The organism is Pseudoalteromonas sp. CH_XMU1449-3 (assembly GCF_037027245.1).
In the GTDB taxonomy this organism is placed as follows: Bacteria; Pseudomonadota; Gammaproteobacteria; order Enterobacterales; family Alteromonadaceae; genus Pseudoalteromonas; species Pseudoalteromonas shioyasakiensis.
Map to the genome: position 1 here is coordinate 485,731 of NZ_JAYMDY010000001.1, position 19,365 is coordinate 505,095.

The following is a 19,365-nucleotide window of genomic DNA, read 5'->3' on the forward strand; positions in this document are numbered from 1 at the left end:
TTTTATACACTGCATGATACCGATTAGTCACAGAAGGTAAAACCCTTTTCAGTAATTGTTTTTACTGAAATGCGATTAACAATCACGAGGCACAGATTTGACCACAGCAAACCCAGAAAGTTTACAGCAGCCGATAAAAAACAACGAAAATTCAGAGGCTCTGTGGCATTTGTATATAGTGCAAACACGTTTAGGTCATTGGTACACTGGGATCAGCACTAACGTTGAAAAGCGTTTTATGCAGCATCAAGCGGGAAAAGGGGCTAAAAACCTCAAAGGCAAAGGGCCTTTAACACTTATCTATCAACAGCAGGTAGGTAATCGTAGTGAAGCAACTAAACTTGAAATAAGCGTAAAAAAGCTCAGCAAAGCACAAAAAAGGCAGTTTGTTTTAACCTCTGAACTACCCAAATAGCTAACTTGGAAGCTTTTCAATAAATAGGGCTATCTTCGCCATGGCATACTCGAATAATGTAAAGTCAATGTGCGCCGCTGTGTCAGTGCTTTGATGATGATGTTTATCGTGTCCGATGCCAAAATAAATGTATGGGATCCCGGCTTTAGCGAATGAATAATGGTCACTTGCTCTGCGCCAATCAACTTTGAGATCAAATAATCGATTCAGCCTCGCTGACGAGCTAGTTGCCATAAAGGTGAGCTGCTCATCAGATAGGGTTTTAATGTCAGTTTGATATTGCGCTAGTGATTGATTATCTAAAAACGCATAGATACGCGGTTTTCGTGGGTTCACAATGAGCATATCTAAATTAATATTAAGTTTGATTTCGTCTTTATTAAGTGTTGATACCAAGTACTCGCTACCATGTAGGCCATTTTCTTCTGCATCGGTTGCAACAAAAACTAATTGATAGGGCTGGGGGCTTTGTGCAAAGTGTTTAGCTAAATAAAGTAAAGCGGCAACGCCGCTGGCATTGTCATTAGCACCAGGATAAAGCCGACTGCCTTTTTGCCCTAGGTGATCATAGTGGGCAGTAAAAATAACTTTTTTACAGTTTTCACAGCGGCTATTTTGGGACGCAATAATGTTCCGTCCTGTAGCCTTGCCAAAGAATCCTGATTGATAAGTAAAACCTTGTTCATTAACCGAATAGCCAAGTGCTACAAAGCGCTCTACTATGAAGTCGGCGGCTAATTTCGCGCCCTTGGTATTCGTTTTTCGTCCTGCAAATTGGGCCGATGTTAGCGTTATGATGTCTTGTTCTAAGTCTGTATTGGCAAATGCTTGCCCAATGCTTATCAGTACAGCACTAGCGGTAATCAATAAGCTTTGCAGTATGCGAGCGAAGCGCTTGTAATTTACTCTCGTAACGCTGTTTATCATGATCAAAGTCTGCTTTATTGTTAGCCATAGTTAAATACTTTTTAGCCAGCTTTAAGTCACCCAATTGATAGTAGGTTCTCGCTAAACCAAAATCAGTATCATGCAGGGTTGGATTTAAGTCACGGGCTTTTTTGTAGTGCTTTATGGAATCTTGATAACGGGCGGTTGTATAGGCGTCGTTTCCTAAAGAAATATGGTAATACGGGTTTGCTTGGCGTTTATTATCAAGCTTGGCTAATATAGCTTGACCTTGCTCTTTACGATCGGTCAGGTTAAAGAGTCTTGCTAAATTGCCTAAGGCGGTGTTGTTGTCTGGATCTAAACGAATCGCGTATTGGTAGGCTGTTTCTGCACTTTGATAGTCATTTGTTAATCTGAATAACACGCCAAGATTACCCCATGCACCTGAGTAGTTGCTATCAATATCAACTGCTGCTTTGTAATAGCTAAAAGCAGTATCATAATCATGTTTTAGCATCGCAGCTGCACCTTTATTGTTATAAAACATTGCTGTGATGCGGGCTTTATTGATGTTGCTAGTTTTAAACGCTTCTTGGCGGCTGTTAGGGTCAAAGTCTATCACTAAAGAGCGCTCTTCTGGGTAAATGACTTTTCTATTTACCACCAGTTTTTGAGCCTCACTTACTTTTAAGTTGATATGGCCTGTGAGTAAATTAAAGCCATTATCAAGTGCCCAATATTCTGGGATATGCACTTTTTGAAATTGTCCTGCAAGGCCAAGGTAGTCAGCAAGGCTATAGGCTAAAATCGATAACGATAAACAGTTGGCGTTTAAATTTGAGTAGGCTTGATTAGCGGTTAAGGTAGCACCAGATTGATAAGATAAAGACGCATCGCCATTTTGCAACAGGAACTTCAGCAAACGTTTAGTGCTTTGCAATGAACGGCTGTCTTTTGGAAAAGCACTATCAAGTTGCTCTTTTACATGTTCACTTAATGCAAAAATCTCTTGTTGAGTTTCAACTGGGGTTTGAGTAAACGTATTACTTTGCGTCAAAGCAAATGGTGGGGGAGCGGTATTATTTTCTGTACTACTACACGCTGTTAATAAGCAAAAGCTTGAGGCTAAAACAATGCTAGATAATTTCATCTGACCCTCTTAATTCTTGGCCTAATACCATTTAAGTATAGGCCGTGAATAAAAAAGGGTCAGGGTTAACTGTTACAAAACGTGTCAGCGTTTATCAAACGTCGCAACAAGGTCATCAAGGGTTTGCGCACTGTTCGCTAAGTCTTTGATTGCTTGCTCACTGTCAATTTGTTCACGCATGACGTTGTCACTAATGTCACTTATTTGTTCAATATTGCGACCGACATCTGCCACTACATTACTTTGCTCTTCGGTCGCAGTTGCTATTAAGGTTGCCATATCGTTTATTTCATTGGCAGCATCGTTAATGGCATTAAGTAATTCAACAGAGCTCTGCATTGCATCAACGCTTAATTGAGCTTGTGATTTTGAGTGATTGATGTGATTCACTACTAAATCAGAGGTACTGGTAAGTTCACTGATCATAGTTTGAATTTCAGTTGTTGATTGTGAAGTGCGATTTGCAAGTGCTCTTACTTCATCCGCTACAACAGCAAAGCCTCGGCCGTGCTCACCCGCACGAGCAGATTCAATCGCTGCGTTGAGTGCTAACAAGTTAGTTTGCTCAGAAATACCCCTGATAGAGTCAACAATACTGGCGATAGCTTGCGTTTTATTTGCCAACTCGTTTACTTGCTCGGTGATATTATCTATATCACATGCCAGCTCTATTATCGCTTCTTTACTTTGCGTTACCTGAGTATGGCTTTGTTCAGTGTTCTGCTTACTATTCTCAGTGAGCTTAGCCGTGTTCGCTGCGCTTGAGGCAATTTCTTGCACTGTCGCACCCATTTCATTAATTGCCGCAGCAACAGAGATTGTTTGCTCTTTTTGATTATCAAGTGCTACTGAGTTCTTTTGTGCTTGCTGAAACACATGATCAGCGCTTTGTCTGATTTCACTACTCTCTTGAGCTACTTGGCTAATTGCAGTTTCAATCTTAGAGATAAATTGGTTAAAGCCTGCAGATAAGTTAGCAAGTTCTGGCTGCTCAGAGTCAGGAAGTCTATATGCTAAATTAGCATCACCAGAGCCTAAACGGGTGAATAACTCAGCCATTTTCGACAGCGGCGAAGAAAGCGTGCGTGCAAGCACTAAACCAGCAAAACTTGCGATCAGCGCAATCACTATTGCAAAGCTGATGATTTGCCATTGTAAAACCTGAATACTTGAAAACACTTCGTGCTTAGGTACTTGGGCAATAACAAATAAATCGGTGTTTTTAATTGGACTTGCAGCCACTAAGGTTGCTTCTCCGTTGAGATCAATTTCTTGTAAATTGAAGTCGCTTTGCGTTAGCAGAGTACGCGTGATACCCGTTTTATAAACGTCATCCAACTTAGCTTTAGCGACTTTGTTTTCGTCTTTATGCAGCTGAATGAGGCCGTTTTTATCGGCAACAAATACAAAACCTGTTTCTTCGATTTGGAAGCGCTGCAGCATAGCCTGCATATCGTCAATGCTTTTAGCAAGGCCTGCTAAACCAATGCCGTTGGTTTGCTGGTGGTTTACAAACATTTTCACATCAGTCGGCGACTCTTGATAGATACTGATAGAAAAAGGCTGTGCGGTGTTTGTAAACGCAAAAAACCAACCATCTTGCTCTTGCGTTAAAACGCGCAAGAAGCCGTCTTGGTTCCAATATTGTGCAGTTTCACGATTAGCCCACGAAGCTGTTGCTAAATCGTATTGCTTAACAAGGCGGTTAAGTTCTTTTAGCAGTGTTTTATCATCAGTATTGCCTGAACGCGCCCACTCTAATACAAATTCGTTACTAGAGAGTTGCTCAGCTGCACTGATCATTTGATTTATATCGTGAGTAATATAGTTATCAATTGCTTGAAGTTTGCTAGGTAGCTCAGATTCAATCATTCGTTGTTCAATGATTTGTTTTGCACTGTATATCGCTGTTGCGCCGATTAACGCAGCAACAATGAGGGCAATTGAACTGCCAAGCAGTGTAATTTTTTTAGTAATGGTGAGTTGATTTAACGCCATGAAAGTGTCTTAGTTTACAACATTTAAGTCAGTAATTTTAGCATACACTTTACAGATGACGAATCAATGTAGGGACAAAAAAAAAGCCCAAAGCATATAAGCAATTGGGCTTGGTTTCTAACAAGCGAAACTTACTTTCCAGGGTTAAACAATTTTCTTCATTGCTGACATGTAACCACGTAGCTTGCTACCAATGATTTCAACCGGGTGCTCGCGTAGTGCTTTATTCACGGCAATCAAGGTTTGGTTATCAACTTGGTTGCTAGCACTATCAAGTCCTTTACCAATCACATCAGTGTCGATGTCTTTCATAAAGTCTTGTAGAAGCGGTAAACACGCGTGGTTGTATAAGTAACAGCCATACTCTGCAGTATCTGAAATAGTTCGGTTCATTTCGAAAAGCTTCTTACGAGCAATGGTGTTTGCGATAAGCGGCGTTTCGTGTAGTGATTCATAGTAAGCAGATTCAGCGATGATACCTGCCGCAGTCATGGTTTCGAATGCAAGTTCAACACCTGCTTTAACCATTGCAACCATTAAAATACCTTGGTCGAAGAATGCTTGCTCGCTGATTTCTTGGTCGGTATTTTGTTGCTTTTCGAATGCAGTTTCAGCTGTTTCTGCGCGCCATGCTAGTAATTTTGCGTCATCTTCAGCCCAGTCAGCCATCATACCGCGAGAGAATTCGCCGCTGATGATATCGTCCATATGCTTGTTATAAAGCGGGCGCATAATTGTTTTAAGCTCTTCACTTAATTCAAATGCTTTCACTTTTGCTGGGTTTGATAAACGGTCAAGCATGTTTGTCACGCCACCATACTTAAGCGCTTCAGTGATCACTTCCCAACCGTACTGGATTAGTTTCGACGCGTAGCTTGCATCAATGCCTTTTTCGACCATTTTATCGAAGCAAAGTAGTGAGCCTGTTTGTAACATGCCACATAGAATCGTTTGCTCACCCATTAAGTCAGATTTAACTTCTGCAATGAATGATGACTTTAGTACACCCGCACGATGACCACCGGTACCTGCTGCATATGCTTTAGCTTGCGCTAAACCGTGGCCTTGAGGGTCGTTTTCTGGGTGAACCGCAATTAATGTTGGTACACCAAAGCCACGTTTGTATTCTTCACGTACTTCTGAACCAGGGCACTTAGGTGCAACCATGATTACTGTTAAGTCTTCACGGATTTGCATGCCTTCTTCAACAATATTGAAGCCGTGTGAATAAGCAAGAGTTGCACCTTGTTTCATTAACGGCATGATGGCAGTTACAACAGCCGTATGTTGTTTATCAGGCGTTAGGTTTAATACGACATCTGCTGTTGGGATAAGCTCTTCATAAGTGCCTACAGTAAAACCATTTTCAGATGCGTTTAAGAAAGATTGACGACGCTCAGCAATCGCTGATTCACGAAGTGTATAAGAAACATCTAAACCTGAATCACGTAAATTTAAACCTTGGTTAAGGCCTTGTGCGCCACAACCGACAATAACGAGTTTTTTCCCTTTTAAAGCGTCTACACCATCAGCAAACTCTGCTGGGTCCATAAATTCACACTGCGCTAATTGCGCTAACTGCTCTCTTAAAGGAAGAGTATTAAAATAATTCGCCATTGTTAGTGTCCTATAAATACAATTTTGTTAGAAAATCAAAGAACCGACGTGGTGTTCTTTGTATGTATTAACACTATGCAATTTTTTACCTTGCGTAAAATGATATATTTGAATTAAAGTATTTCATAAAATGAAATGGTGGCGATATGGATCACAAACATCTTAATTACTTTTTGGCGTTAGCTAAGACGCTGCACTTTGCCAGAGCCAGTGAGCTTTGCCATATCAGTGCGCCAACTTTGAGCCGCAACATCAAGCAACTTGAAGAAGAAGTTGGGGTAGTGCTGTTTAATCGGGATAATCGCACCGTCAAATTAACTCGCGAGGGTGAGTCATTTATTGAGTACGCTAATGCGACGCTGGCTAACTGGCATCGTTTTAAGGCTAATGTGCAAGAGCCGCAACAGCATGTTTATGGCAATGTCAGTATTTATTGCTCAGTAACCGCCTCTTATAGTTTTTTACACCAAATACTTGAGCAACTGCGAATGCAGCATCCATATATTGAAATTACCCTCAATACAGGTGATCCTGCTCTTGCAATAAATCGTGTTTTAGATGGCCATGAAGATATGGCAATTGCTGCAAAACCTATGAAGTTACCGGGGCAAATAGCCTTTACCAGCGTTGGTTACTCACCATTAGTATTGATAGCACCAAAAATAGTGTGCCCGATCAGTGAAAAGCTTTCTGACAATGAACATATTGATTGGTCAGATTTAGAATTTATTGTTGCTGAGCAGGGGTTATCTAGGCAGCGGCTTGAGCAGTGGTGGCGTAAAAAAAATATCCATGGCCGAATTTATGCGCAGGTTGCTGGCCACGAAGCCATGGTTTCTATGGTGAGCTTAGGTTTAGGCATTGCCATGGTGCCCAAAATTGTACTGGATAACAGCCCACTTAAAGATAAAGTACAAATAGTGAGTGATGCGGAGCAGACTATTGCAGGATTTGAAATTGGTCTAGCTGTTTTAAATAAAGAGCGCCATGATCCGGCACTCAACGCAATTTGGAGTATTGCTCAATCGCTTACTCAGCAAGCAATCTAGCTTAAGATCTAGTCATTAACACTTTATTGTTAAATATATTATGTTGATACAAATGGCTTAATTTAAATTAATTATTTAGTATTGGTTTTTGTAAAAAATATTCGTGGTTTTTGCTGGTTTTACGTTTGTAAAATCCTTTTTCATTGATTTTTTTAATGGGGTTGATACCGTATTTTAAAATAATAAAACTTTCATGGCCTAGACTCATGATACTTTCAGCGCAAGCCGAACACTCTTTAAGCTACTCGAGCCACTGTCTGAAGCTCGCAATTCCTCTAATGGTTAAGTACAAAATGCCAATTACTCCGCTTAATTATGCGCTTTGGTATTGTTATGTTAGCGAAAAGAACCAAGACTTAAACGAAGAGCTTGATGGTATTATTAAAAAGCACAATACCTGTAGCCATGAGCAGGCAAAGCAGCTTTTCAACAAGTATTTATCTCGGGACGACTTGGCACTATTTTATCAGCTATCTGGCGGCTTTAATGATGTTGTAGGCAGAGTTCACCAAGATATCAATGAAGCACTTAGTTACTCAGCAGATTTTAATGAAGCCCTGCAAGAATGCCGTGACACACTAACTAGTGCAGATATAAGTCAGGAAAGCGGCTTTGATGATGTACTTGATTGTGTAGAGCGCTTAAGTGATGAGTCGGCAGCTTTGCAAAGTCGTGCACAAGATTTTCAAAATCAGCTTGCGCTGGCTTACTCAGAAATTACAGAATTAAAACAAGAGCTTGTTAGGTCACGAAGTAAAGCCGAAAAAGACCCGCTTACTGGGCTATATAACCGCGGTAAATTTGATGAAGATATCACGCGGTTTTGTCAAACCAATGACTTAGCTGAAGTCACAGTTCTTACTATGGTCGATATCGATCACTTTAAACAGTTTAACGACACCTTTGGCCATCAAAAAGGGGATCAAGTTTTGCGTGCAGTTTCGGCAAAACTACTTAAACATGTATCTAGTGTTGGTCAGGCCTATCGTTATGGTGGTGAAGAGTTTTGCTTTACCGCACAGTTTGCCAGTATTAGTGACATGACTAACTTCACTCAGCAATTACGTCAAGCTGTAACCAAATTACAAATTAAAGACCCTAAATCTAATAAGGTGTTAAGCCAAGTCACTGCTAGCTTTGGTATTGCTATAAAAGCTAAAAATAGTAATCCAGAACAACTCATAGCAAAAGCCGATAAAGCACTCTATTTAGCCAAAGAGCATGGCCGAAATCGTATCGAAATCGTCGAAGAGTAACAAACTTAACCGATATATGTATCAAATTTGTGAATAGTTGTAACCTTGCAACGACAGTTTGTTCACATCTTGATATTATGCTCTTATTGCAAAACCCCTTTGGTCGTAAAATAACAATGAAATCTCAAACGATCAGGATGTGCGCAGCGGTTTGTGTCTTGATAGGCATGCTAGTAAGTCAAGCAAGCGCCGATGACTCAACGCGCACTGAACGTGAAAGCCGTGTGGCAAATCAACAGATCGATACCCAGCAGTGGCACCTAAGTATTAATACGGGAGCTGGGGTGATCACGAACCCACTTCATGGTGGTGATAACTTACCATTAATTGTGCTGCCTGAAATCGCTTTTTATGGTGAAAAATGGTTCTTTGATAATGGCCGTTTAGGTTATTCATTCCAAGAAAGCGATACTCATGTTGTTAATTTCGTAACCGAGTTCAACCCTGAGACTCGCTTCTTTATAGATTTTCACCCTAGCAATGTTTTCGCACTGCAAACATCGAATAGCTTTATTGTTGAATCGACCACTAGTAATGAACTGGCAGAAAAGTCAGTATCTACGAACGATATTAAAAAAAGACGATGGGCATTAGATGCTGGCTTAAGCTATCACTATATTCATAATAATCATGTGATTTCTTTACAGGCACTAGCCGATGTTTCAGGTGTATATAAAGGTCTTCGTAGTGCATTACAATGGCAGTCACATCACCGAATAGGAAACCTATCTGTCGCACCTAGCTTAGGGGTTTGGTACAAATCAGCCAGACTAAATGATTATTTTTATGGTTTATCGGCTAAAGAGTCCTCATATGGGGAAATAGATGTTGGCAGTAGTTGGCAACCTTATGCTAAAATCGACGCCCGTTGGCCCCTGAGTGAGGCTAACTCTCTTCGTTTTCATTTAGCATATTATGACTACTCAGCCGTGGATGACAGTCCGCTTTTTGAACACACGTACTCGATGACTGCATTTATAGGATTCAATCATATTTTTTAATATGAAGTATTTTGTTTTTAGTCTGTGTGTGTTTGTTGCTGTTATTTGGGTTACCCCAAGCCATGCGCAAGCGACTCAGTTTGATATCACGCCAAAAGTGTGTGTTGTATTACAACAGCACGAATTTTGTGATCTTGAGTTAAAAATCAGCTGGCAAACACAGCTGCCTCAAGATCTGTGTTTGTTTCAAAATAACCAACAAATTCAATGCTGGAACGACAGCAAAAAAGGGCTTTACAGCCATAAAGCGCGGGTTCAGGTTGAAACAATATACTCCTTAGTCAATCCGCACACGGGGAGCAAAATTGCGACCGCAAAAGTCGAAGTGCAAAGCACCGAAGCAAAAACAACGAGGCGTAGATTACGCTCACCGTGGAGCTTTTTTTAATTCAGGAGCAACCAATGGCAAAGATTTTACTTGTTGAAGATGATCTCGGCTTACAGCAGTTAACACGTGATTACCTTCAACATAATGGGTTGGATGTTGCGGTCCTTGAACGCGGCGACGAAGTATTTGAATACCTTGAAAACAACCCAGTTGATTTAATGATTTTAGATGTCATGTTACCGGGTAAAGATGGCTTTAGCGTTTGCCGTCAGGTACGTGATAAATTTAGCTTACCTATCTTAATGCTGACAGCTAAAGGTGAGGACTTTGACCAAGTGATTGGCCTTGAACTTGGCGCAGATGATTATGTAATTAAGCCTGCAGAACCTCGTGTATTGTTAGCACGTATCAATGCATTGTTACGTCGCGGTCAAGCTACAAACAAAGCGCCAGAAGAGCTTAGCTTTGGCGATTTAACCATTGATAAAACTAGCCGCATTGTTACACTTAAAGGCAGTGAAATTACACTGACTTCTCATGAATTTGAGCTGCTTTGGTTGCTTGCGTCAAATGCTGGTGAAGTGTTAAGTCGTGAGCATGTTCATCAACACATGATTGGTCGTCAATATGATGGTTTAGACCGAACCGTTGACGTACGTGTATCGCGTATCCGTAAGAAATTAGGTGATAACAGTGATAAACCATACCGAATTAAAACAGTTTGGGGACAGGGTTACCTTTTTGTATCTGACGCATGGGATATGTAATTTTTAATGGGGAAACTATTTGCTAGCTTATATCTTTATATAATAGTTTCTCTGTTTCTAGTTAGTGGGGTCATAGAGCAGTTATGGCCCTACGAAGAAACCCAACAACAAATAGCCCTTGACCAAGAATTTGGTAAATCTCTGTGGTTATTAAGCCAAACTGAAAATGGTTTAGCGACACTCCAGCAAGAATTCGAAAGCGAGATAATTAATCTCACCGATCTAGCACTTCCTGAAGACCTAAAAACACAGCTCAAAAATGACCATTACCTGTATTTGTTCAATCAAGAACAAAAAGTGGTTTGGTACATAGCCCTTAATGACACTCAGCTTTTACATGTAGGCCCACTTTCAGTTGAAAATCCAAACTTTAGTTCTGTTTGGCCTTACTTTTTATTATTGACCGTGATTGGCTTGCCAATTGGACTCTGGAGCCTATTGCTTTGGCGTGACTTTAATAAATTGACGCTCGCCTGTGAAGCTGTAGGAGGATCGCAAGACTTTGAGCTTCACGATGCCTCAAAATCATTTTTTCTGCCGATTACTGATACCCTAAACGCGATGCAAGAGCGTATTCAGTATTTACTGGCTGCGCAGCAAGAACTAACTTCTTCCGTTTCTCATGAGTTTAGAACGCCCCTTGCGCGTTTAAAGTTTGCTGTTGCCATGCTCGAAGAGCAAATCGAGAATGAAAAATCCTACACTTACATTGATAACATGCAGGCTGATATTACAGAGCTTGAAGCACTGGTGTCAGAAATGCTTGAATACGCACGACTTGATTCACACCAACCAAGCTTAAAGCCCCGTTCCTGTGACCTAACAGCGCTTATCAATAGTGTGGTGAATAAACTCGAGTTTGCTACAGATATAGAGGTAGCATTGACTGCACCCAAGCAGCTTTACTACGAGTGTGACGAGCATTTTATGGCGCGTTGTATTCAAAACCTATTGGGCAATGCACAAAAATACGCAAACCATAAAATTCATGTAAGTGTTGAAGAATTAGGGGATTCAATACAAATAAGTGTTGAAGACGACGGCCCAGGGATCGCAAAATCTGAGTGGCAAAGTATTTTTAAGCCATTTACTCGTTTAGATAAAAGTCGTGACAAGAAAACTGGCGGCTTTGGGTTAGGGCTTGCCATTGTCGCTAAAATTGTTAGTTGGCATCAAGGGCAGTCTGAGGTGTGTGACTCACCATTAGGTGGAGCTAAATTTACTATTCATTTGTTTAAAAGTAACTCGCTTTAAATTGCAGACATAAAAAAAGCGCCTAGGGCGCTTTTTAAAGATTAAAACCAAAAATAAACAAGTAGCAAAGTAATAGACCGCACTTAATTATAAAAGTTCGAAAAAAGTTTAATTATTTTTCATCTAATAATGGCATTAGCATTTTTTCAAGGCCATTGAGCTTCACTTCATACATCATTGCTAGCTGTGCACCCAACTGGGAATCAGGAAATCCTTGCTGTTTAAACCACACTAAATAAGGCTCTGGCAGCAACAATAAAGGGCGGCCAGCGTACTTTCCAAATGGCATTTTAGTATTTATGGCGCGTTTGAGTTGAGCTGTATCCATCTTTATCTCAAAGAAATTTTAAAGCTAGATGATACGGTAAAAAGAGGAGAGAAAATAGGCTGTGACGGGCAAGAAACAGCCTATTTAGTGAGGGATGTAGGCCCTCAGAATAACAACCACTAATTAATTACGGCGTATTAGTGTAGTTGGTGACGACGCTTTTTCGTGAAGCCAAGTTTATTTAGCTTAACGACAATAGCTGGGTCGTCGATTCGTTCTGGTGTCTCACCGTCACGAAGAAAATGGTCACTTGGTACTTGATATACATCGAGCATCTTGTTGAATAGCACTGTTCTGATATCCATTGCAGTCATGCCATTATTTTGTAACTCATCAAGTTGCTGCTGAATATCTGAAAGTTTCCCAGCACGTGCGTCATCCGTGTTTGCTAAAAATTCGTTGGTAAACTTATCTTTCATTTAAACAACCTCAATCCACCTAACAGTGCTGAATTAAAAACAGCGGTACTACACAACACTGTTAAACTTTTTTGTGTTAAAAATAGATACTTAGCTAAGCACCTTGAAATTAATTCTACTCTTTTTTTTAGCCTGATTGCTAATCTGGATGTAAAGCTTTGTAAATAAGCTTGACCCAATAAAGGGACTGATTTGGCTTGTCGTGAAAACTAGTTAGCCAACTAACTGAATACAGTGAAAATAATTCTCAGTACCATGAAAAGGTACCGAGAATTATTTTTTACATTAAGAGAAAAGTTTTTGTTTTACATGCTCTGCGAAGCCGCTACCAGCTTCTAAATAGAAGTTATATGTGGAATCAACCCCCATATCTTCTAGTTCTTTTTGCTGATCTGGGTAGTTTGCAATCGCTGTAACTTGACCTTCATAACCAGAAGCACGCAGTTGCTCTAAGGCAAAAATATTTTGCATGTGTTTTGGCATTGCAAGCATCACCATACCGACATGTGAGTGGTTTACCCGCTGCCAAAAGTCAGGGTCAGTGGCATCAGCAAGTAACACTCTGCGGCCTCGTTTAATATGCTTATCAACAACATCCGGCTTAATATCGATACCAGCGACAAGGTTAGGGTGAGTTTGGCTGATTGTTTCATAGGCACCTGTACCAATTCGACCCATACCAAAGATCACGATTTTAGTGTCATTTAGATTCACTGGCAGCTCTTCTGCAAGACGGCTGTTACTTTCAAATTTTAGTAGCCAATGTTCAATTTTTACATACACTTCATTCGAGCGTTTATTTAAAGGTGATGCGAGTATAAAGGTGATTGACACAGCGATAGCCATGACGGCTAGCCATTCAGACGTGATTAGATTGCTGGTGGCTGCAACGGCGCAGACAATCAAACCAAATTCACTGTAGTTAGCTAAGCTAAACGCGCTTAATAGTGAAGTACGAGCACGTAATTTGAAGGCGTTTGTTAGCACATAATAAAGTGCAACTTTTACAGGCAAAACTAAGATAATGATGAGTGCAACAATCACGGCATGGCTGGTCAGCTCTGCATTCAAACCAATATTTAAGAAAAAACCAACCAGCAACACGTCTTTTAAATTAAGGAGTGACTTTGATAATTCACCGGCTTTTTTATGCGATGCGAACATCATACCGATAATCAACGCACCTAAATCACCTTTAAGACCTGCAAATTCGAAGGCCTGATAGCCAATAATTAGCGCAAAGAAAAAACCAAACAGGGGTAATAACTCACCATGCTTTGAGCGGTTTAATACCCAAAACATCACAGGGCGTAAAATAGGTAAACCTACTAATAATGCCAAAGCCCAAATGTTAGGTGCCTTACCTGTGCTGATGGCTAAGAAGATAACGGCAAAGATATCTTGCATAACTAAGATACCAATGGCGATTTTACCATGGAGGCTTGCCATTTCACCGCGTTCTTCAAGCACTTTTACAGCAAAAACGGTGCTTGAGAAGCTAAAAGCAAAACCGACTAACAATGCACTTTGCCAAGTAAGTTCGTTAAATAAAGGCAGTGCAAGGGCTCCTAGCAACAACATAAAACCACTAAAGAGCGTACTGCTTAAAACAATATGCATTGAGGCGGGCGCCCAAACTTGTGGTTTCATTAAGTTTGATACTTTGAGCTTAAGACCAATGCTAAACAATAACAAAGTAACACCCAAGCTTGCCAACGTATTCAGCAGCTCGGTTGTCTTATATCCATATAGGTTGAGTGCAAAACCCGCTAATAAAAAGCCGATAAGAGGTGGCAGCTTTAACTGATAAACAGCAAAGCCACAAACGAACGCGGTAGCAAAGTAGATTAGTTCCATAGTTTTTCTTTTGACTTCATTTGTTAGAAGTGTAGCGAAATATTTGTAGTTGGAAAACAATATCAGACAGTAAGAGTTCAAAAAATAAGCACTTATACATGATTTATCGATTAATCCGCCAAAAGCATCATTTTTTCGCTGACATTAGCTTTTAATTGTGGTTAAGATGCATTAACAAAGGAATTTAAGCCATAGGTTAGAAGCTGGCTTAAGGAGAAAAGATGTTTAAGAAAATCCTTGCATCAGTAGGTATTGGTGCAGCAAAAGTTGACACTGTACTTGAAACAGAGCATTTACAACCGGGTCAAAAATTTAATGCCGTTATTGTTATTAAAGGCGGCGATGTTGATCAAGACATATCGGGTTTAGACTTAGCACTGATGACACGTGTTAAAGTCGAAGGTGAAGATGGTGAGTACTTTACAAACCATGTAATTGAAAAGTGGCGAATTACAGATATCGGCACGATTGCAGCAGGTGCTGAAAAACATATTCCATTTGAAGCGCGACTGCATTCAGAAACACCGATCACTGAAATTAATGCTGGTTATAACCAATCACATGTGTGGCTTGAAACAGGCTTGGATATTGATTTAGCACTTGATCCAACTGATCGTGATGCACTTCATATTTATCCTAACGATGCTGTAAGCACGTTGATGGAAGCGATGGATAGACTTGGCTTTAGCTTAGTGAAAGCGGATGTTGAAAAAGGCTTCTTAAGAGCACCTACATTTCAATCACATTCGGGATGCTATCAAGAGCTAGAGTATCGACCAAACAGCCGAAGCCTATTTGGTCTACAAGAGATAGAGTTGTCGTTTGTTCCTGAAGCGCACAAAACTCATGTACTCATTGAACTTGATCGTGCCTTTAGAGGGGATGGTTATGTCGATTTAACCATTGAGCATGATCATGTAAATCTGTCGCAGCTGTGTGATCAGCTAGAACGATTATTTGCTTAGGCTAACTGCTATTAAGTTAGTTAAAACCCAGCTACGGCTGGGTTTTTTGTCTTCAAAAAGGAGAGTTATGTTTTCTGTTAAAAGTTATAGTGAACTCAGTAAAGATGAATTATTTGCCATTTTACGGGCGCGGGTTGATGTATTTGTGGTAGAACAAACTTGCCCTTACCCAGAAATTGACGAAGTGGATAACAATGAACTGACCCAGCACGTGTTCTTGTTTAAAGGTCAGCAGGTGGCAGCCTATGCACGATGCTATAAAAAGAGTGAGCAATTTAGCGCATTTGGTCGAGTGCTGGTAGCAAAGCAATTTCGTGGTGATGGTTTGGCGAGTAAGTTGGTGCAAACTGCGATAGACACATGTAAAGAGCATTGGCCTGACAAAGCGATTATGATTGGTGCTCAGTGTTATTTAACAGGGTTTTATCAGCAATTTGGTTTTGAAAATGTGGGCGATGATTACCTAGAAGATGGCATTCCACATCAAGATATGTGTTTGAAGTAGCCTAAATGGCCACTTCAAACATAAACATTTGTTAGCTTAACAGAGAGTTAGCAAATACGAGCGAAATGGCTAGTGGGCAAATAAACTTGATATACCATGGCCATACTTTCCAGAAGAAGCTATTAGCAGCTTCAGGGCATCCTTGTTGAATTTCTTTTAGCAGTGACGCGCGATGCCAAATCCAACCAACAAAAATACAACACATTAAGCCTAGAATCGGTTGACCAATCTTAGTGGTTAAGGTGATCACAAAGCCAAACAAGGTGCCTAGGTTAAAGACAATTGTAAAACTAATGAGCGCAATAATACCGCCAATGATCCATGTAGCTTGCACACGCTTTAACGCAAAGCGTTCAACAGCATAGGAAACAGGTGCTTCTAGCATCGAAATCGATGAGGTTAACGCTGCAATACTCATTAACGCAAAAAATGCAAAGCCAACAAAAATACCCACATTACCCATGCTAGTGAATAGTGCCGGCAGCACTTGGAATACTAAGGTATCTTCTGAAAGTAATGCGCCTTCAGCAGAGAAAATTTGTACGCCTTGAGCTTGAGCAACATACATAGCTGGAATAATGAGTAAACCGGCTACAAAGGCAATGAACACATCGATTAAAGTCACATAAGCGCCTAACGATACTAGGTTTTCTTTTTTGCTAATGTATGAGCCGTAGATGATCATTACGCTGGTACCAAGCGACAATGAGAAAAATGCTTGTCCTAGTGCATTCACTAATAACTCAGGGTTTAAAATCGATGAAAAGTCTGGCACTAAATACGCCTTTAGGCCTTCCATTGCGCCATCTTGCGTCATTACATAGATGATAAGCATAAACAAAATCCCTAACAGGGCAGGCATTAAGCGCTTAGACCATTTTTCTATGCCGTTTTCTACGCCTTTAGAGATAATTGAGACGGTTAAAATAATAAATGCGGCAGTGAATATAAGGTTTCTTGATAGTGACTGCTCACTAAGCCAAGTGCCTGCTTGCTCTTGACCAGCTAATTGTGCAACAGGTTCGAGGGTTGCACTCAGCATCCAGCCAGCCACAATCGCATAGAAGCTTAAAATTAGACCCGCACAAATAATACCGCCAAAACCCACCATGAAGGCGAACTTCTTTTGCCATGCTTGATTCGTTACTTTTCGAAGTGAAGTGACGGCATTAGCTTGACCATGACGACCAATTACTAACTCAGCCATTAAAGCAGGATAAGCAAGACAAAATGCTAACACTAAATAAGCCACTAAAAACGCGGCACCGCCATTACTTGCAGTTTGTGTTGGGAAACCCCAAATATTTCCTAAGCCAACAGCAGAGCCTGCTGCAGCCATAATAAATCCAAAGCGGGAGCTGAACTCCCCACGTGATGCGCTCATATTATTGTTACTTCTCTATTTGTGACGGCGCTGACAATCTACTCGAATTAACACTAAATAAAAAGGGTTAATCATCCGCATTTTGGTTGTTCTTCGTTATGTGAGAGCTGTCAGCGTAGAATTCGTGCAATTGCGCATTACAATACGAAACAATTAACACAAATGAAACATGTTTATTGGCTTTTATTTTGAATTGAAAGAGTAAAACACGCGCCACCTAGCTGCTTACTTTTTGATACTTCGACCGTACCATGATGCCAATCAACAACTTTCGCAACGATAGCAAGGCCAAGCCCGTAGCTTTCTCCATCCCGGTTACGATGTGTTTGTTCTTGGAAAAATGGACTAAATACTTTTTGCCAGTTTTGTTCGCTGACACCCGGACCGTCATCTTCAATTTTTATGGTAACGGATTCACTGGTACTCGTAGCACTGAGTAAAATTTCTGATTCAGCAAAGTCGCAAGCATTACTTAATAAATTAACAATGGCCCGAGCTAACCAGTGTAAATCCGCACAAATATCACCGCCTTCAACGAGGTGATTAATGCGCAAGCCTTGTTGTTCAAGCTTGGGCTCAATTTGATGTATTAAAGTAAGAATATAGGTTTCTAGATCAGAATGATTAAAGGTCAACTGATTTGCTTTTTGCTCAAGGGTTGCAAATGCCAAGTAACTTTTTAGCATAGACTCCATTTGGTCTAAGTCGTTTTCCATTCGAGCAAGATACTCAAGGCGCTTTTCGTCATTAGGGCAGTCTTGCGCTGCTTCAAGGCCAAACCTTAAGCAGGCGATAGGTGTGCGAATATCGTGAGATAAACTTGATGCCATTAACTTATTTTCATCGAGAAGTTTTTCAATTTGACTCGCCATACGGTTGAATGTCAGCTCAACATCTTTGATATAGGTAAAGTGAGATAAGTGAATACGGCTTTTTAAATCACCTTTAGCAAAGCGTTGTGCCGCTTCGTTTAATACGGTTAAACGCTTGGCCAGTGGCGCAATGATAAAGCCCATAAATACGCATAACCCAGCGTAGAACAACAAGGTGAGTAATACATCGTTGCCTTGCTCGTGTGTTAAGTCTTTATCCAAACGCATTTTTAAGTGGTGTGTGCCCAAAGCTGCTTCACTGTAAAGTAAATAGTAGCCTTGCTGATCTTCGAGGATAAGGCCACTAGGTTGGGTCATTTGTGTTAACAATGAATGAGGTAGCGCAAGCGACTGTGTAGGGCGATACTCTAGTTGCACAGCAAAGTTTTGGTTAATATCCGCAATAGCTTGCTCACGATCTTTAGCATCATACTTTGCGAGTTGCTTTGCAAAGCCTTTAATCATTTGTGTTTCGCTAGAAAACACATCCTGAGGTGCTTGGGTTTGTTGGCTAAAAGCATCAATTAGCCAACCCAACACGATGATTGAAAGCAGGGCACTGCCAAGGAGTGAGATATAAAACTTTTTCACAGGCGCGAGTCGTTATTGCCAAGCGGTGGCAACAAGTAAATAGCCTTTGCCCCAGATAGTTTTAATTTTTTCAGGGTGCTGAGGGTCATCATTAAATTTTTTACGTAATGATGAAATCAGCACATCCACACTTCTGTCTAAGCCATCATATTCGCGCCCTTTCGTTGCCTTAAACACTGCATCTCGTGAAACCACTTGACCTGCATTACTTGCTAAATAATGCAGTAGTAGGTACTCAGCGCTTGAGATATGAACCTCATCATTATTAAAGTAAACGGTACGTGACTCAGTATTGATTGATAACTTACCCACATTAATAAGCTCAGAGCTTGTGCTTGATTCTTGTGTATCTGATTTAGAGCGAAGTGCTGCTTTTATACGTGCTAATAAAGCGCGAGGGCGAACGGGTTTCATCATGTAATCACTGGCACCAACTTCAAGGCCAATCACTTCATCCATCTCATCATCACGTGCGGTGAGCATAATAATCGGGGCGTGATAAAACTGTCTTAAATCACGGCACACACTAATACCGTCTTGACCCGGAAGCATAATATCTAACAAAACTAAGTCAGGGGTTGTTTTACGCACCTGTTCAACCACTTGGTCGCCACGTTGGCATATGGTTGTTTGGTAGCCTTGTTCAATTAAATATTCCGCAACCCAATTGGCGAGAGAAATATCATCTTCTACTAATAAGATAGTTCCGTAATGTTCCATT

The 19,365-nt window shown here is 40.6% G+C and carries 19 protein-coding genes; 9 read left to right on the top strand and 10 right to left on the bottom strand.

Going from position 1 to position 19,365, the window contains the following annotated elements; translation table 11 throughout:
• Positions 1 to 97: 97 nt before the first annotated feature.
• Positions 98 to 415 (top strand): GIY-YIG nuclease family protein, encoded by a 318-nt coding sequence (locus WA256_RS02065; protein ID WP_062564301.1) that lies wholly within the window; start codon positions 98 to 100, stop codon positions 413 to 415.
• Here WA256_RS02065 and WA256_RS02070 read toward each other — a convergent pair whose 3' ends face one another.
• From WA256_RS02070 to ilvC, 4 genes are all read right to left on the bottom strand, one after another.
• Positions 416 to 1,282, bottom strand: a complete 867-nt coding sequence (locus tag WA256_RS02070) for a M20/M25/M40 family metallo-hydrolase (RefSeq protein WP_269407568.1) — start codon at positions 1,280 to 1,282, stop codon at positions 416 to 418.
• On the bottom strand, positions 1,269 to 2,453 hold the full coding sequence (locus WA256_RS02075; protein ID WP_335988702.1) for a tetratricopeptide repeat protein: 1,185 nt from the start codon (positions 2,451 to 2,453) through the stop codon (positions 1,269 to 1,271). Before WA256_RS02075 ends, WA256_RS02070 begins: the two co-directional genes overlap by 14 nt.
• Before the next feature lie 84 nt (positions 2,454 to 2,537).
• Entirely contained in the window at positions 2,538 to 4,451 is a 1,914-nt protein-coding gene (locus tag WA256_RS02080; RefSeq protein ID WP_335988704.1) for a methyl-accepting chemotaxis protein, read from the bottom strand.
• Between the two features lie 144 nt (positions 4,452 to 4,595).
• Positions 4,596 to 6,068, bottom strand: a complete 1,473-nt coding sequence (ilvC, locus tag WA256_RS02085; protein WP_062564305.1) for a ketol-acid reductoisomerase — start codon at positions 6,066 to 6,068, stop codon at positions 4,596 to 4,598.
• Between the two features lie 146 nt (positions 6,069 to 6,214).
• Between ilvC and ilvY the strand changes: the two genes are divergently transcribed.
• The 6 genes from ilvY to WA256_RS02115 all read left to right on the top strand — a co-directional run bounded on the left by ilvY (position 6,215) and on the right by WA256_RS02115 (position 11,723).
• Positions 6,215 to 7,117: an HTH-type transcriptional activator IlvY gene (gene ilvY / locus WA256_RS02090; protein WP_335988708.1), complete on the top strand. Its 903-nt coding sequence runs from the start codon at positions 6,215 to 6,217 to the stop codon at positions 7,115 to 7,117.
• A gap of 206 nt (positions 7,118 to 7,323) precedes the next feature.
• The gene (locus tag WA256_RS02095; protein WP_335988710.1) at positions 7,324 to 8,373 is read left to right on the top strand and encodes a GGDEF domain-containing protein; all 1,050 of its coding nucleotides are present in this window, start codon (positions 7,324 to 7,326) and stop codon (positions 8,371 to 8,373) included.
• A gap of 167 nt (positions 8,374 to 8,540) precedes the next feature.
• The gene (locus WA256_RS02100; protein ID WP_055197444.1) at positions 8,541 to 9,374 is read left to right on the top strand and encodes a MipA/OmpV family protein; all 834 of its coding nucleotides are present in this window, start codon (positions 8,541 to 8,543) and stop codon (positions 9,372 to 9,374) included.
• Between the two features lies 1 nt (position 9,375).
• On the top strand, positions 9,376 to 9,762 hold the full coding sequence (locus tag WA256_RS02105; protein WP_054561875.1) for a DUF3019 domain-containing protein: 387 nt from the start codon (positions 9,376 to 9,378) through the stop codon (positions 9,760 to 9,762).
• Positions 9,763 to 9,776: 14 nt separating this feature from the next.
• Positions 9,777 to 10,469, top strand: a complete 693-nt coding sequence (locus WA256_RS02110) for a response regulator (protein ID WP_054562019.1) — start codon at positions 9,777 to 9,779, stop codon at positions 10,467 to 10,469.
• 6 nt (positions 10,470 to 10,475) lie between these two features.
• Positions 10,476 to 11,723 carry an ATP-binding protein gene (locus tag WA256_RS02115; RefSeq protein WP_335988716.1) on the top strand — a complete coding sequence of 416 codons (1,248 nt, stop codon included), beginning with the start codon at positions 10,476 to 10,478 and terminating at the stop codon, positions 11,721 to 11,723.
• Positions 11,724 to 11,835: 112 nt separating this feature from the next.
• On the opposite strand, the gene WA256_RS02120 is transcribed toward WA256_RS02115, so the two are convergent.
• The 3 genes from WA256_RS02120 to WA256_RS02130 all read right to left on the bottom strand — a co-directional run bounded on the left by WA256_RS02120 (position 11,836) and on the right by WA256_RS02130 (position 14,327).
• A complete protein-coding gene (locus WA256_RS02120; RefSeq protein ID WP_062564309.1) occupies positions 11,836 to 12,051 on the bottom strand; it encodes a DUF3820 family protein in 216 nt (71 codons plus the stop codon).
• Between the two features lie 137 nt (positions 12,052 to 12,188).
• Entirely contained in the window at positions 12,189 to 12,470 is a 282-nt protein-coding gene (locus tag WA256_RS02125) for a hypothetical protein (RefSeq protein ID WP_058585448.1), read from the bottom strand.
• Positions 12,471 to 12,755: 285 nt separating this feature from the next.
• Complete coding sequence (locus WA256_RS02130) at positions 12,756 to 14,327, bottom strand: cation:proton antiporter domain-containing protein (RefSeq protein WP_274167373.1); 1,572 nt, start codon at positions 14,325 to 14,327, stop codon at positions 12,756 to 12,758.
• Positions 14,328 to 14,548: 221 nt separating this feature from the next.
• Between WA256_RS02130 and WA256_RS02135 the strand changes: the two genes are divergently transcribed.
• On the top strand, positions 14,549 to 15,292 hold the full coding sequence (locus WA256_RS02135; protein WP_054561870.1) for a sporulation protein: 744 nt from the start codon (positions 14,549 to 14,551) through the stop codon (positions 15,290 to 15,292).
• Positions 15,293 to 15,359: 67 nt separating this feature from the next.
• Positions 15,360 to 15,797: a GNAT family N-acetyltransferase gene (locus WA256_RS02140; protein ID WP_062564312.1), complete on the top strand. Its 438-nt coding sequence runs from the start codon at positions 15,360 to 15,362 to the stop codon at positions 15,795 to 15,797.
• Positions 15,798 to 15,828: 31 nt separating this feature from the next.
• Here the strand turns inward: WA256_RS02140 and WA256_RS02145 are convergent, their stop codons facing one another.
• The 3 genes from WA256_RS02145 to WA256_RS02155 all read right to left on the bottom strand — a co-directional run bounded on the left by WA256_RS02145 (position 15,829) and on the right by WA256_RS02155 (position 19,364).
• Positions 15,829 to 17,181 carry a sodium-dependent transporter gene (locus WA256_RS02145; protein WP_062564313.1) on the bottom strand — a complete coding sequence of 451 codons (1,353 nt, stop codon included), beginning with the start codon at positions 17,179 to 17,181 and terminating at the stop codon, positions 15,829 to 15,831.
• Between the two features lie 173 nt (positions 17,182 to 17,354).
• A complete protein-coding gene (locus WA256_RS02150) occupies positions 17,355 to 18,644 on the bottom strand; it encodes an ATP-binding protein (RefSeq protein ID WP_130167012.1) in 1,290 nt (429 codons plus the stop codon).
• A 12-nt stretch (positions 18,645 to 18,656) separates the two neighbouring features.
• Positions 18,657 to 19,364, bottom strand: a complete 708-nt coding sequence (locus WA256_RS02155) for a response regulator transcription factor (protein WP_175078973.1) — start codon at positions 19,362 to 19,364, stop codon at positions 18,657 to 18,659.
• Position 19,365: the final 1 nt, after the last annotated feature.